The organism is Devosia beringensis, from assembly GCF_014926585.1.
Lineage (GTDB): Bacteria > Pseudomonadota > Alphaproteobacteria > Rhizobiales > Devosiaceae > Devosia > Devosia beringensis.
This window is the reverse complement of sequence record NZ_CP045422.1, coordinates 3,200,284-3,212,907: the sequence shown is the minus strand read 5'-3', so window position 1 is coordinate 3,212,907 and position 12,624 is coordinate 3,200,284. Positions and strand designations below refer to the sequence as shown.

The 12,624-nt window shown below is 63.8% G+C and carries 15 protein-coding genes; 9 read left to right on the top strand and 6 right to left on the bottom strand.

Translation table 11 applies throughout. The annotated features are described in order from the left end of the window. The first annotated feature begins 10 nt into the window (after positions 1–10). From GDR53_RS15635 to GDR53_RS15605, 7 genes are all read left to right on the top strand, one after another. Positions 11–577: a hypothetical protein gene (locus GDR53_RS15635; protein WP_193335380.1), complete on the top strand. Its 567-nt coding sequence runs from the start codon at positions 11–13 to the stop codon at positions 575–577. An 83-nt stretch (positions 578–660) separates the two neighbouring features. Next, a complete protein-coding gene (locus GDR53_RS15630; RefSeq protein WP_193335379.1) occupies positions 661–894 on the top strand; it encodes a BolA family protein in 234 nt (77 codons plus the stop codon). A gap of 5 nt (positions 895–899) precedes the next feature. Further along, a complete protein-coding gene (locus tag GDR53_RS15625) occupies positions 900–1,211 on the top strand; it encodes a DUF6665 family protein (RefSeq protein WP_232846643.1) in 312 nt (103 codons plus the stop codon). A 13-nt stretch (positions 1,212–1,224) separates the two neighbouring features. Further along, the gene (locus tag GDR53_RS15620; RefSeq protein WP_193335378.1) at positions 1,225–1,851 is read left to right on the top strand and encodes an HAD family hydrolase; all 627 of its coding nucleotides are present in this window, start codon (positions 1,225–1,227) and stop codon (positions 1,849–1,851) included. 146 nt (positions 1,852–1,997) lie between these two features. Next, the gene (gene grxD / locus GDR53_RS15615; RefSeq protein WP_193335377.1) at positions 1,998–2,333 is read left to right on the top strand and encodes a Grx4 family monothiol glutaredoxin; all 336 of its coding nucleotides are present in this window, start codon (positions 1,998–2,000) and stop codon (positions 2,331–2,333) included. Positions 2,334–2,496: 163 nt separating this feature from the next. Continuing rightward, the gene (locus GDR53_RS15610) at positions 2,497–3,714 is read left to right on the top strand and encodes an MFS transporter (protein ID WP_193335376.1); all 1,218 of its coding nucleotides are present in this window, start codon (positions 2,497–2,499) and stop codon (positions 3,712–3,714) included. Positions 3,715–3,841: 127 nt separating this feature from the next. After that, positions 3,842–5,104, top strand: a complete 1,263-nt coding sequence (locus GDR53_RS15605; protein ID WP_193335375.1) for a multidrug effflux MFS transporter — start codon at positions 3,842–3,844, stop codon at positions 5,102–5,104. On the opposite strand, the gene GDR53_RS15600 is transcribed toward GDR53_RS15605, so the two are convergent. From GDR53_RS15600 to GDR53_RS15590, 3 genes are read right to left on the bottom strand one after another with little or no spacing between them, the layout of a single operon-like run. After that, a complete protein-coding gene (locus tag GDR53_RS15600; RefSeq protein WP_193335374.1) occupies positions 5,101–5,730 on the bottom strand; it encodes an ATP-dependent Clp protease proteolytic subunit in 630 nt (209 codons plus the stop codon). The genes GDR53_RS15605 and GDR53_RS15600 overlap by 4 nt on opposite strands. Positions 5,731–5,767: 37 nt before the next feature. Next, a complete protein-coding gene (locus GDR53_RS15595; RefSeq protein ID WP_193335373.1) occupies positions 5,768–6,109 on the bottom strand; it encodes an SRPBCC domain-containing protein in 342 nt (113 codons plus the stop codon). Next, entirely contained in the window at positions 6,106–6,420 is a 315-nt protein-coding gene (locus GDR53_RS15590; protein WP_193335372.1) for an ArsR/SmtB family transcription factor, read from the bottom strand. The genes GDR53_RS15595 and GDR53_RS15590 overlap by 4 nt, the downstream gene beginning before the upstream one ends. 551 nt (positions 6,421–6,971) lie before the next feature. Between GDR53_RS15590 and GDR53_RS15585 the strand changes: the two genes are divergently transcribed. After that, positions 6,972–8,168: a pyridoxal-phosphate-dependent aminotransferase family protein gene (locus GDR53_RS15585; RefSeq protein ID WP_193335371.1), complete on the top strand. Its 1,197-nt coding sequence runs from the start codon at positions 6,972–6,974 to the stop codon at positions 8,166–8,168. Between the two features lie 27 nt (positions 8,169–8,195). Here the strand turns inward: GDR53_RS15585 and GDR53_RS15580 are convergent, their stop codons facing one another. From GDR53_RS15580 to ttcA, 3 genes are all read right to left on the bottom strand, one after another. After that, complete coding sequence (locus GDR53_RS15580) at positions 8,196–9,158, bottom strand: IS110 family RNA-guided transposase (RefSeq protein WP_193335061.1); 963 nt, start codon at positions 9,156–9,158, stop codon at positions 8,196–8,198. Positions 9,159–9,440: 282 nt separating this feature from the next. Next, positions 9,441–10,244: an inositol monophosphatase family protein gene (locus GDR53_RS15575; RefSeq protein WP_193338124.1), complete on the bottom strand. Its 804-nt coding sequence runs from the start codon at positions 10,242–10,244 to the stop codon at positions 9,441–9,443. A gap of 11 nt (positions 10,245–10,255) precedes the next feature. After that, positions 10,256–11,125 carry a tRNA 2-thiocytidine(32) synthetase TtcA gene (gene ttcA / locus GDR53_RS15570; RefSeq protein WP_193335370.1) on the bottom strand — a complete coding sequence of 290 codons (870 nt, stop codon included), beginning with the start codon at positions 11,123–11,125 and terminating at the stop codon, positions 10,256–10,258. Between the two features lie 166 nt (positions 11,126–11,291). On the opposite strand from ttcA, the gene sbmA reads away from it, so the two are divergent. After that, entirely contained in the window at positions 11,292–12,593 is a 1,302-nt protein-coding gene (gene sbmA, locus GDR53_RS15565; protein WP_193335369.1) for a peptide antibiotic transporter SbmA, read from the top strand. Positions 12,594–12,624 lie beyond the last annotated feature (31 nt).

Below are 12,624 nucleotides of genomic sequence, written 5' to 3'. Positions count from 1 at the left end.
GGAGACGACAATGACTATTCGGCCGGTTTTAGGCTCCCTGTTCCTTCTGTCGCTGGTCCTGGCGCCGGGTGCCGTCCTGGCGCAGTCGATCACGGTGACGCGCTCCGCCCTGCCCGATCAGCCCTTCACACTGATCTATCCCGACACCATGCAGGCCTCGGGCGGCGTGGACCGGCCCCTGGTCATCAACCACGCCAGCGCGCCCCTGCAATGCAGCATGACCTATGTGCCCGTGGAAGAAACCGACTGGACGCCGCAAAGCGCCCTGGCCTCGCTGGTCGATGCCGACGTCGAGGCCGGCTGGCGCGAAACCTTTCCCGGCTTCACTCTGGGCACCAAGGGCACCACCGCCTATCAGAGCGATCCGGCACTGATCTACGAGGGCACCAGCACCGACTCGCCCATGGGCATGCCGCTGACCATCGTGCACACCGAAACCGTCGCCAACGGCCTCGGCTACACCCTCGATTGCTTCTTCGATACCACCCAGGCCGAGCAGGCCCGGCCGATCGTCGATTTCATCATCGCCAACTTCTCCACCAGCGCCGAGGCCGAGCCGCTCCCGCCCGCCCAATAGTCCATCGCTTATTGAAGGGGCGCCATTCGCATGCCATATCAGGACGCAACCGGCACCTGCCGATTGCGACAAGGAGTTGAGCCATGCCGATGGAAGCCACCGAGATCGAGCGTCGCATCAAGGCCGCCATTCCCGACGCCAATATCGAGATCCGCGATCTGGCCGGCGATGGTGACCACTGGGCCGCCACCGTAATTTCCGAGCAGTTCCGCGGCAAGTCACGCGTGCAGCAGCACCAGCTGGTCTATGCCGCCCTGCAGCCCGACATGGGCGGCGCTCTGCACGCCTTGGCCCTGCAGACCGTCGTGCCGGACTAAGGTCGGTGTCACTGCGGGAATCACTCGATCTGATCCGCATGGTCAAGCCCGAGGCCGGCACCACCGCCCTCGACCACGAAATCATGGCCGAACGCGCCTCCTCGCTCGGCGCCGCCGAGCACAAGGTCATCGCGGCCCTCGCCGCCTTGACCACCACGCCGGACGATCCCGCCAGCCTCACCCAGGCCCGCAACGCCGTCTGGGCCTATTTCGTCCAGCGCGAACTGATCGGCTTCCGCAAGCACAATGACGTGATTCAGGCCCTGAGCATCCCGCCGCAAGTCCTTGCCGGGCTTGGCGCAATCGAGAAGCGCTGATGGCTCTCGCCAGATGACCCGCGCCCTCATCTTCGACGTCGATGGCGTCCTGGTCCATGGCTATCACGCGCGGCCTGAACTGACGCGGCGCTGGAACGAGAACCTGCTGGCCGATCTGGGCGTGGATCCAGAGCGGTTCACCAACGAGTTCATCTTCGACATTTTTATCAAGAAGGTCGTGGTGGGCGACATGGCCATCATCGACGCTCTCGACCGACGCCTGCCCGGCCTGGGCTACCACGGCTCGTCCATGACCTTCCTGCACTACTGGCTGTCGCATGACTCCGTGCTCAACACTGACCTGCTCGCAATCGTGCGCCAGTTGAAGGCACGGTCGGACCTCAAGCTCTATATCGCGACCAACCAGGACCATAGCCGCGCGCAGTGGCTGTGGCATAACCTTGGCCTTGGCGAACTGTTCGAGGATATCTTCTATTCCGCCCGTGCGGGCGTCAGAAAACCGGAAAAGGGCTTCTTCGATTTCGTCGAGCAGCGCATCGGCCCGCAGTCCGAACCGCCCTTGTTCTTCGACGACACGCCAAGAGTCATCGACGGCGCCCGCCGCGCCGGCTGGGAAGCGGTGCTCTTCAACACGATCGACGATGCCACCAGCCATCCCTGGATCGCCCAGCGACTCTGAATAGCCATCCTGCGTTCGGGCTGCTGACCAAAGGGCGGCAGCCGTTTATCGGCGATCGCCGATGCACCCCTCGACAGCGCCACACCAAGCTCCTATTTATGTGCCAACAGTTCCCGGGCAGCCCCGGCCATCGAAAGGTTTCACCCATGACCGACATCAACGCTTTCATCGACGACAAGGTGAAGAACAACGACGTCTTCCTGTTCATGAAGGGCTCGCCGGACTTTCCGCAATGCGGCTTTTCCGGCCAGGTCGTCCAGATCCTGGGCTATCTCGGCGTCGACTATGGCAGTGCCAATGTGCTCGAAAGCGCCGAACTGCGCGACGGCATCAAGACCTATAGCAACTGGCCGACCATTCCCCAGCTCTATGTGAAGGGTGAATTCATCGGCGGCGCTGACATCGTGCGCGAAATGTTCCAGGCCGGCGAACTGCAGGCCCAGATGGAAGCCGCCGGTATCGCGGTCAAGCAGACCGCCTGATTACCCTACCTTTTCAATGCTTTGGCGCCGGACCCTGGGTCCGGCGCTTTTGTTTGTCCGGACAACACCATCACCGGCATTGATGGCTCGCATTCTACTTTGTCGCTTTGCCAGCCCGCGACAGCGGCGTAAACAGGAAGCGACTCCCTCCGAGACAAGCGTCATGACCGCCTCCGCTTTGCGCCCCGCCGTGCCGCTCCTGGTGCTGATCATCGCCGGCTGCATCATCGCTGCCATCGGCAATGGGGTGCGCACCAGCTTCGGCCTCTTCACCCTGCCGATGACGGCCGATCTGGGTCTGTCTCGTGAAGGCTGGGGCATGGCCATGGCCATCCAGAACCTGGCCTGGGGCGTGGCCCAGCCCTTTGCCGGCGCCTATGCCGACCGCGTCGGCACCGCCCGCACCATTGCTCTCGGCGCTGCCATCTATGCGCTGGGCGTGCTCGGCATGGCCTTTTCGCCTGACGCCGGCATCATGACCCTCACCGCCGGCGTGGTCACCGGCACCGGCATTGCCATCTGCTCGTTCAGCGTGGTCATGGCGGCCTTCGGTCGCGCCGTGCCGGTCGAGAAGCGCTCGATGATCTTCGGCGTCGCCACCGCGGCCTCATCCTTCGGCCAGTTTGCCTTCGCCCCGATCAGCCAGGGCTTCATCAACGCCTTTGGCTGGCAATCGGCCCTGCTCTATCTGGCCATGGCGCTGCTGCTGATCATCCCGCTCAGTTATGCCCTGCGCGGCCGCACCGAAAATCCCACCGGCCAGGCCGACCTGCCTTTCATGCAGACCCTGGCCCAGGCCTGGGGCCATGGCTCCTATCGCCTGCTGGTCATCGGCTTTTTCGTCTGCGGCTTCCACCTCGCCTTCATCAATGTGCACATGCCCGCCTACCTGGTGCAGTGCGGGCTGTCCCCCGCGGTCGGCAGCTGGGCCATTGCCGTCATTGGCCTCTTCAATATCGTCGGCTCGCTGCTGGCCGGCTATCTCGGCGGGCGCCTTCCCAAGCAGCTGCTGCTGGCCACCATCTATTTCTCGCGCGCCGTCGCCATCGGGCTCTTCCTGATCTTCCCGGTGAGCGAACTCACCGCCTATACCTTCGCCGCCGCCATGGGCGTGCTCTGGCTCTCCACCGTGCCGCTGACCGCCGGCCTCGTCGGCCTGTTCTTTGGCGCCCGCTATCTCGGCATGCTCTATGGCATCGCCTTTTTCAGCCACCAGCTCGGCTCCTTTGTCGGGGTCTGGCTGGGCGGCTATGTCTTTGACCTGACCGGCTCCTATAGCCTGGTCTGGTATCTGGGCATCCTGCTGGGCCTCGCCTCGGCGGCACTGCACCTGCCCATCAACGAGCGCGCCGCGCCGCCTTTGGTGCTCAAACCGGCCTGAGCCGGCGCCTGTCGCCCATCCATCGTTTAATGCCGATATAGCCTTGCCAAAGCAGGTCGAGGGGTTCATTGTTTGCGCTCATTCCAGCGCCTGCGTTTCTGCGGCGGCTTTTTCCTGAGAATCTTCCATGTCTGACCATTATACGCGGGTTCTCTCGCGCCCCGAATTCATTGCCCTGATGGCGGCATTGATGGCCCTCAATGCTTTGGCCATCGACGTCATGCTCCCCGCTCTGCCCTATATGGGCGAAGCCCTGGGCGTCTCCAGCGAGAACGAGCGTCAGTTCGTCATTTCCGCCTACATGATCGGCATGGGCGTTGCCCAGCTGGCCTTCGGCCCGCTGACCGACCGTTTCGGCCGCCGCGGCCCGCTGCTGGCCGGCATGGGCATCTATATCGTCGCCGCGCTGACGGCCATTTTTGCCCCCAGCTTCGGCGCCCTGATCGCCCTTCGCGTCATCCAGGGCATGGGTGCGGCCAGTGTTCGGGTTATTTCGACGGCCGTTATCCGTGACCGGTATGAGGGCCGCGCCATGGCCGAGGTCATGTCGCTGGTCTTCATGGTGTTCATGGCCATCCCGATCATCGCCCCCGGCATCGGCCAGGTGATCCTGCTGATCGGCGATTGGCACAATATCTTCATCTTCATGGGCCTGCTGGCCAGCGCTTTCTGGCTGTGGACCTTCATCCGCCTGCCCGAGACGTTGCCTGTGGCCGAGCGCCGCCCGCTCAGCTTCAAGTCGGTATACGATGGCTTCGTTATCGTCTGCACCAACCGCGTAGCCTTCTCCTATGGCCTGGCCGGCACCTTTCTGTTTGGCGCGCTGTTTGGCTTCATCAGCTCCAGCCAGCAGATCTATGTCGATATCTATGGTCTTGGCGTCTACTTCCCGGTCGCCTTCGCGGCCATGGCGGGCCTGATGGGCGTGTCGTCCTTCACCAATTCCAAGATCGTCCGTCGCTTCGGCATGCGCCGCCTGTCGCATGGCGCCATGCTGACCTTTACCGGGTTCAGCGCCATCTGGGTGGCCTTTGCCCTCACCGGCTTCCTGCCGCTCTGGCTGTTCTTCTCGCTGCTGGCGATCATCATGTTCAGCTTTGGCTGGTCGGCATCCAACATGAACTCGCTGTCCATGGAGCCCCTGGGCGCCGTGGCCGGCACGGCTGCGGCCGTGTTCGGCTTCATCCAGACCGTTGGTGGCGCGTTGATCGGCGGCTATATCGGCCAGCTCTTCAACGGCACCACCATTCCGGTCGCTGCCGGCTACCTCTCCATGGGCATCCTGGCGCTGCTCTGCATCCTCGTCGCCGAAAAGGGCAAGCTGTTCGGCGTCGGTGACTACCGCACCCACAGCGACGACGCCGCAGCGGCTGCCGTCAGCGCCCACTAGTCTCCGTCGGGGCGCATCGGCGCCCCGATATCTTCCCGGTCATGATAGACATGATCGATCAGGCCCCAGTCGCGCGCCTGCTCGGGCGTCATGAAATTGTCCCGTTCCAGCGCTGCCTCCACTTCTTCATAGCTGCGCCCGCAATGCTTGGCATATAGCCCGTGCATGCGGCGCTTGAGCCGCTCGCTCTCGGCGGCATGCAGCATGATGTCGGTGACCTTGCCCTGATAGCCGCCGCTCGGCTGGTGCAGCATGATCGAGGCATTGGGCAGGCAGATGCGGCTACCCGGCGCTCCGGCCATCAGCAGGAACGAGCCTGCCGACATCGCCATGCCCATGCACAGCGTGCCCACCGGCGCCTTGATGAACTGCATGGTGTCGTACATGGCCAAAGCCGCCGTCACCACGCCGCCCGGCGAATTGATATAGAGCGAGATTTCCTTGCCCGGATTTTCCGATTCCAGGAACAGCAGCTGCGCACAGACGAGCGCCGCCATAGTGTCCTCGATCTCGCCATTGACGAAGATGATCCGCTCGCGCAGCAGCCGCGAATAGATATCGAAACTCCGCTCGCCCCGGCTCGACTGTTCCACCACCATAGGGACGAGTTGCATCATGTCGCGCATCGGCGAACCTCCGTTCAGCATTGAAGTGATTCAGGTTTTAGGCGGCCATCAAGGTCGCGTTGGCTATATTGCTATTGGCCGCCACCGGCACCGCCATCGGAGCGTGGGTCAGTTTGAACCAGGTGCCCCCTTCGGCGGTAGGGGTGAGTTCAAAGGTGACCACGCTGTCTTCGGTGTCACCCGTTGTGCCCTGCCCGGCTTCGCGCCAGTGGTAGGTCAGGCTCCGGTTCTCCTGCGCGGCCATGACTGCGAGCTCGACGTCGTCGCCGGGCCTGAGCCAGCGCTCCAGATAGGCGGGGATGCTCAGCGCCCGCCACACCTTTTCCGGTGGTGCATCGAGGCTGCACTCGAACACCACTGCGCTGTCATCCTGGGTCATTGATCCATCTCCCTGAGCAGGTCCTTGAGGCTGTCGATGCGGCCGGGCCAGAAGGCCTTGTAGCGCGCCAGCCAGGTGTGCAGCGGCGCCAGTCCTTCCGGCGCCACGCGGTAATGGGCAAAGCGGCCTTCGCGGCGCTCCTCGATCAGTCCCGCCTCGCGCAGCACCGCCAGGTGCTGGCTCATCGCCGGCTGGCTGATGGCAAAGCCCGCACGCAGGTCGGTGGCCGTCAGCTCGGCCACCGCCAGCCGCTCCAGCACGGCGCGGCGGGTCGGGTCGGCCAGCACTTTGAAGATATCGGTGTCGCTCATGCCGACACATAAGCACAGACTTATCTGAGTCCGCAAGGCCTATTGCGGTGGCGCACGGGCAGCAAGATTACCGTGTCGAACTTATCCCCGGGCCGAAAACCGCGCGCATACTTGCTCCATTCCCGCCATTCACGCGGCCCCGACGCAGGGTCGGGCGGGGAGGATCGGATGGAGAGGGCGCTCTCCTGCGTGGGTAGAAGCTTGGCAGCTTCGCCGCTGGTCCGGCGTAGCCGGACAAATCTCTCCGGTGGAGAGATTTGAAGCAAGAAGGCCACGAGAGCTACGCTCGAATGGCCTGCAACATTGGTACCGCCTGATACCAGACCCCCTAAGCAAGCCGATACCGTGATGGGCGGCCCCTGGCTCCCCGAGTTTGTACACTGGCTCGAGTCAGAGGCCGCCCATTACCCGTGACAACCGCAGACAGGCGGCGCTTTTGCACGTCCCCATCAAGCGCGTTGATGCCTGCCATTCATGCAAGCCTATTGCTCCGGATCGGCGAGTCCCGTCTGATGGCTTGACCTGCCTGTCCCATTCCGAGCCCCACATCCATGACCACCGGCCGCACCTATCTCGCCATTCCCGGCCCCTCGGTTTCGCCCGAGCGCGTGCTCAACGCCATGCATCGCAGCGCCCCCAATATCTATGAGGGCGAGATCGTCGACATGACGCGGGCGCTGATTCCCGATCTCAGGCGCGTCGCCCAGACCAGCCAGCACGTCGCCATCTATATCGCCAATGGTCATGGCGCCTGGGAGGCGGCCAATTGCAACATGTTCGCGCGTGGTGATCGCGCCCTGCTGGTCGCCACCGGCCGCTTCGGCCATGGCTGGGCGGAGGGGCTGGCGCGACAGGGCGTCAGCGTCGAGATCATCGACTTCGGCAAGGCCAGTCCCGCCGATCCGCAGCGTATCGCCGACGCCCTGCGCGCCGATACCACCCACCAGATCAAGGCCGTTCTGGTCACCCATGTCGATACGGCCTCGAGCGCCCGCAATGACCTGCCCGCCATCCGCGCCGCCATCGACAGCACGGGCCACCCGGCGCTGCTGGCCGTCGACGCCATCGCCTCGCTGGCCTGCGACGAGTTGCGCATGGACGATTGGGGCATCGATGTCGTGGTCGGCGCCAGCCAGAAGGGGCTGATGCTGCCGCCGGGCCTGGGCTTTGTCTGGTTTTCCGACAAGGCGCTGGAGCTTTCCCGCCGCGCCGACCTCGTCACCCCCTATTGGGACTGGAAGCCACGCGGCACCGGCACCGAGTTCTGGCAATATTTCGGCGGCACCGCCCCGACCCACCACCTCTATGGCCTGCGGGAGGCGCTGACCATGATCCTCGACGAGGAAGGGCTCGAAGCCGTCTGGGCCCGCCACCAGCGCCTGGCCAGCGCCGTCTGGGCCGCCTTCGACGCCTGGGGCGCCGGCAGCGCCATCGCGCTCAACATGGCCAACCCGACCGACCGCGGCCACTCCGTCACCGCCGCGACCATTCCCCATGGTGGCGCCGGCGCCCTGCGGCGCTGGCTGGAAGCCGAGGCCGGCGTAACCCTGGGCATTGGCCTGGGCATGGCTGCGCCCAGCGAGCCGGCCTATCAGGACTTTCTGCGCGTCGGCCATATGGGCCATGTGAATGCCCATATGACGCTGGGCGTCCTGGCCAGTATGGAAGCCGGCCTGCAGGCCCTGGGCATTACCCACGGGCCGGGCGCGGTCGAGGCGGCGGCAAGGGCGATTGCATCCCCCACCTGACCTCCCCCTGAGCAACCGTGTTTGCGGTCAAGCTGTGTTGGTGTGCCAGGGGGTGTTGTTGGTGTGCCAGGGGGTGTTGTTGGCAAGGACGGCATTGGCTGTCGTGATGAGTTTGCGCATGGCGGCGACGATGGCGAGCTTTCCCGGTTTGCCCTGGGCGCGCAGCCTTTTGTAGAAGTCGCGGATGGGCGGGTTAGCACGGATGGCCGACAGGGTGGCCATATAGAGAGCGCAGCGCACCGAGAGGCGTCCGCCGGCGATATGGGCCTGGCCGCGCATCTCACCACTATCGCGGTTGAAGGGGGCGACTCCGGCCAAGGCGGCCGCCTGCTTGTTGCCGATGCCGCCCAGCTCGGGCATTTCGGCCAGCAGCACGGCGGCCGTAGTCTGGCCGATGCCGGGGATGGTGGTGAGTAGTTCGGCCCGGCGCCGTAGCGTCGCATCGCTATCGATCTGGCGGGTAATGGCCCGATCCATCTCGCCGATCTGGCTGCTCAAGAAGCCTATATGAGCATCGATGCTGGCTTGCGCCAGCGCAGCTTCAGGGTGCTCGCGACGCTGCTTTTCCATGGCCAGCATATCCACCATCTGGCGGCGCCGGCGCACCAGATCGGCCATTTCCACGGCATTTGGATCGTAGAGGGGGTCGGGATCTGGGTGCATCAGGTGAGCGAAGCGCAGGATCGCCGCGGCGTCAATCGCATCGGTCTTGGCCAGCAGCCCGTCGGCCCGAGCCAGATCGCGCACCCGGCGCGGGTTAATCGTGCTCAGCGCGATGCCATGCTGGCTGAGCGAGCGGGCCATCAGCCGCGTATAGCTGCCGGTGGCCTCACAGACCAGATGGGGCCGGGTCAGGCTGGAGATCTTTTGCACCAACCGAGCCATGCCAGCCGGATTATTGGACACGCGCAACCTGCTCGAGCCGGTGATGGCCAGATCCAGGTGCTTCTTGGAGACGTCGACACCAACATAGTCTGGGGAAAAAATCATGATCGCTCTGCCTTGTATGCGGGCATGTCGCCCAACCAACCGTTCGAGACAGTCAAGATGGGCCGGACGCGTCTGCTCAGGGGCGAGCTTGCTGGCTCTTGGGGGACACACGCTATCCAGCCCGGGAGCCCGGTAAACCCAAAGCTCCCAGGCCGATCATCGCCAATCACGGCCTCCAAGCAAACATACAAGGGGGAGGGACAGATCGAGTTTGAAGCGCAATCACACCAATCCACTGTGCGGTCCCTCCCCCTCAGGGGGAGGCTAGGTGGGGGTCGAGTCTCAGAACGTAAACACGGTCCGCCGCAATTCATCCCAGCTGTCCTTGTCCACCGCCAGCAGCAGGCCGCCATCGACATGGTGCGGCAGATAGGGCTGGCCATCGAGCCGGGCGGCAAAGGCGCCGGCCTCCTGGCTGATCAGCGTGCCGCCCAGGTGGTCCCAGGGCATCAGCTTGTTGTAGCAGGCGAACTGCCCATGGCCGGAGGCGAAGGTGCGGTATTCGTGCCCGGCGCAGCGAAAGTTGGCGACCATGCGCAGCTTGTCGAAATTGGCCAGCACCGCCGACCGCGACCCGGCCGGCATGAAGGCAACCGACGACGTGCCCACCATTTCAGCCAGCGGCAGCGGCGCCGCCACCTGCAGGCGCACGGCCTCGCCATTGGGCCGGCGCAGCCACGCGCCACCGCCCTTTTCGGCCATCACCCAGTCATCGCCCATCGGGTCATAGATGATGCCGGCAATGGTCTCGCCCTTGGACACCACCGCAGCCATGGTGGCAAACAGCGGCAGGCCGGCGGCGTAATTGGCGGTGCCATCGATCGGATCGACCACCACGGCCAAGTCGGCCTCGGCCAAAGCCAGCAGCAAAGCCGGATCAGCGGCCACCGATTCCTCGCCCACGAACAGCGCCTCGGGCATCCATTGCGCGATGGCGGCCTTGATCACCTCTTCAGTGGCCACGTCGGCTTCGGTGACTAGGTCAATGGCCTCGGTCTTGGTGCTGACCATAGAGGCATCGAGCCGGCGGAAGCGCGGCAGGGCCTCGGCCCGGGCCGCATCGCGCAGGATCGCGGCCAGTTCCATCACGTCAAAATTCACGGTTGCGTCCTTTTGTCGAACAGCGCGGAAAAATCGAACAGCTTGGTATCCAGCATATGGCTGGCATTGATGTTGCCTAGCGCACGGATCATGACATCCTTGCGACCGGGCATGCGCTTTTCGATATCGCTGAGCATGGCCTTCATGGCATTGCGCTCGAGCCCGTCCTGGCTACCGCACAGGTCACAGGGGATGATGGGAAAGCCCATGGCATCCGAGAAGCGCTGCAGGTCTTCCTCGCCGCAATAGATCAGCGGCCGCAGCACCTCGATATCGCCCTCGTCATTGAGCAGGCGCGGCGGCATGGCGGCCAGCTTGCCGCCATGGAACAGGTTCATGAAAAAGGTTTCGAGGCTGTCGTCGCGGTGATGGCCCAGCACCAGCGCGGTGCAGCCCTCCTCGCGCGCAATGCGATAGAGATTGCCGCGCCGCAGCCGGCTGCATAGCGAGCAATAGGTCGCTCCCGCCGGCATCTTGCTGGTGACGATCGAATAGGTGTCCTTGTATTCGATGCGATGCGGCACCCCGATGCCGGTGAGGAATTCAGGCAGGATATGCTTGGGGAAATTGGGCTGCCCCTGGTCGAGATTGCAGACCAGAAGCTCGACCGGCAGCAGGCCGCGCCATTTGAGGTCGAGCAGCAGCGCCAGCATGGAATAGCTGTCCTTGCCGCCACTCAGCGCCACCAGCCATTTCTCGCCCGGCCGCACCATCTCGAACTTGTCCAGCGCCTCGCGCGTGTGCCGGATCAGCCTCTTGCGCAGCTTGTTGAACTCGCCGCTGCCCGGCGCCTGGGCATAGATGGGGTGGAAGCCGCTTTCGGCGCCGTCGGTATCAGCCAGTGCTGGCTCCATGACCTCGCTCATGCCGAAACTCTCTTTCTGTGGGTTGCGTAGCTGATAACGCCCCCCGCCCCCGAGGGAAAGCAAAACCGACAGGTGCCAACCTTACCAAAGCTTAACTTCTGCGGCTTGCTTAAGTCCAAATGTGACGGCTAGATGACCCGTCGTCACGACACCCAGGAGTCTCGCGGTGTTTCGCTCGTTCTTTCCCAATCCCCGTCTGTTCTTCACTGCCGCCCTCTGTTGGATCGCGGTGGCCATGGCTGCCTGGTACACGGTCGGCGGCCAGCTGCAATCCTTGCTCAGCCTGGGCCCCTGGCTGGGGATCGCCCCCACCGAGGCAAATCCAGAGCCGTTCTTTTCATCCGACAAGGTGTGGCTCTACCAATATGTGGTGCTGGCCGGCTATCTGTTCTGCATTCCCTGGTACTGGATCGGCGGCAATCGCCGCTGGTACTGGTGGAGCGTGGTGGGCAGCGTCACCATCATCGAGATCGTCTATTTCAACGTCCAGATCAGCGCCTGGCTGAACGACTGGTATGGCGCGTTCTACAATCTGATCCAGTCGGCGCTCACCACGCCCGGCAGCGTGACGCTCGACCAGTTCCTCGGCGAAATCTGGACCGTCGCCTATGTGCTGATTCCCAATATCACCGTGCTGGTCATCAACGCCTTCTTCATCGCCCATTTCCTGTTCCGCTGGCGCCGGGCCATGACCTTCTTCTACCAGAGCCACTGGCAGCACCTGCGTCATATCGAAGGCGCGTCCCAGCGTATCCAGGAAGATACCCAGCGTTTTGCCAGCATCGTCGAGGGCCTGGCCGTCTCGCTGGTGGCTTCGGTGATGACCCTGGTGGTGTTCCTGCCCCTGCTCTGGGACCTGTCCAACAATATTACTGAATTGCCCTTTTTCGGGGCGGTCAATGGCAGCCTGGTCTGGGTGGCGCTGGTATCATCGGCCTTCGGCACCGTGCTGCTGGCCGCGGTGGGCTGGAAGCTGCCGGGGCTGGAATTCGAGAACCAGCGCGTCGAGGCGGCATTCCGCAAGGAGCTGGTCTATGGCGAAGATCATGGCGACCGCGCCGAGCCGGTGACCGTGCGGCAGCTGTTCATCAACATGCAGCACAATTACTTCCGGCTCTACCGCCACTATCTCTACTTCAACATCGCCCGCTATGCCTATCTCCAGGGGTCCAACTTCGTGCCGCTGATCGCCATGGGCCCCTCCATTGTGGCCGGCAGCATGACGCTTGGCTTGTTCCAGCAGGTCAACAACGCCTTCGGCCAGGTGGAGGATTCATTCAAGTTCCTCGCCACATCATGGACCACCATCATCTCGCTGATTTCGGTGTTCAAGCGCCTGCGGGCTTTCGAGGCCAACATCCCCGACACGGCCATAGCGGCAAACGACTATGACGACCCCATCTTCTTGCGCGAAATGGCCGCGCCACCCACCAGCGATGCCGTGCCGCAGCAGCCGGCGCAGTTCTGACGTCGAATGATAAGGGCCGCTCCTCGGCGCG

Excerpts from the sequence above, each read along its gene's own strand:
- GDR53_RS15580 (WP_193335061.1), bottom strand. The coding sequence starts at position 9,158 with ATGATTTTTTCCCCAGACTATGTTGGTGTCGACGTCTCCAAGAAGCAC.
- GDR53_RS15610 (WP_193335376.1), top strand. The coding sequence starts at position 2,497 with ATGACCGCCTCCGCTTTGCGCCCCGCCGTGCCGCTCCTGGTGCTGATC.
- ttcA (WP_193335370.1), bottom strand. The coding sequence starts at position 11,125 with ATGAGCGAGGTCATGGAGCCAGCACTGGCTGATACCGACGGCGCCGAA.
- grxD (WP_193335377.1), top strand. The coding sequence starts at position 1,998 with ATGACCGACATCAACGCTTTCATCGACGACAAGGTGAAGAACAACGAC.
- GDR53_RS15575 (WP_193338124.1), bottom strand. The coding sequence starts at position 10,244 with ATGGAACTGGCCGCGATCCTGCGCGATGCGGCCCGGGCCGAGGCCCTG.
- GDR53_RS15635 (WP_193335380.1), top strand. The coding sequence starts at position 11 with ATGACTATTCGGCCGGTTTTAGGCTCCCTGTTCCTTCTGTCGCTGGTC.
- GDR53_RS15620 (WP_193335378.1), top strand. The coding sequence starts at position 1,225 with ATGACCCGCGCCCTCATCTTCGACGTCGATGGCGTCCTGGTCCATGGC.
- GDR53_RS15590 (WP_193335372.1), bottom strand. The coding sequence starts at position 6,420 with ATGAGCGACACCGATATCTTCAAAGTGCTGGCCGACCCGACCCGCCGC.
- GDR53_RS15630 (WP_193335379.1), top strand. The coding sequence starts at position 661 with ATGCCGATGGAAGCCACCGAGATCGAGCGTCGCATCAAGGCCGCCATT.
- GDR53_RS15585 (WP_193335371.1), top strand. The coding sequence starts at position 6,972 with ATGACCACCGGCCGCACCTATCTCGCCATTCCCGGCCCCTCGGTTTCG.
- GDR53_RS15605 (WP_193335375.1), top strand. The coding sequence starts at position 3,842 with ATGTCTGACCATTATACGCGGGTTCTCTCGCGCCCCGAATTCATTGCC.
- GDR53_RS15595 (WP_193335373.1), bottom strand. The coding sequence starts at position 6,109 with ATGACCCAGGATGACAGCGCAGTGGTGTTCGAGTGCAGCCTCGATGCA.
- GDR53_RS15600 (WP_193335374.1), bottom strand. The coding sequence starts at position 5,730 with ATGCGCGACATGATGCAACTCGTCCCTATGGTGGTGGAACAGTCGAGC.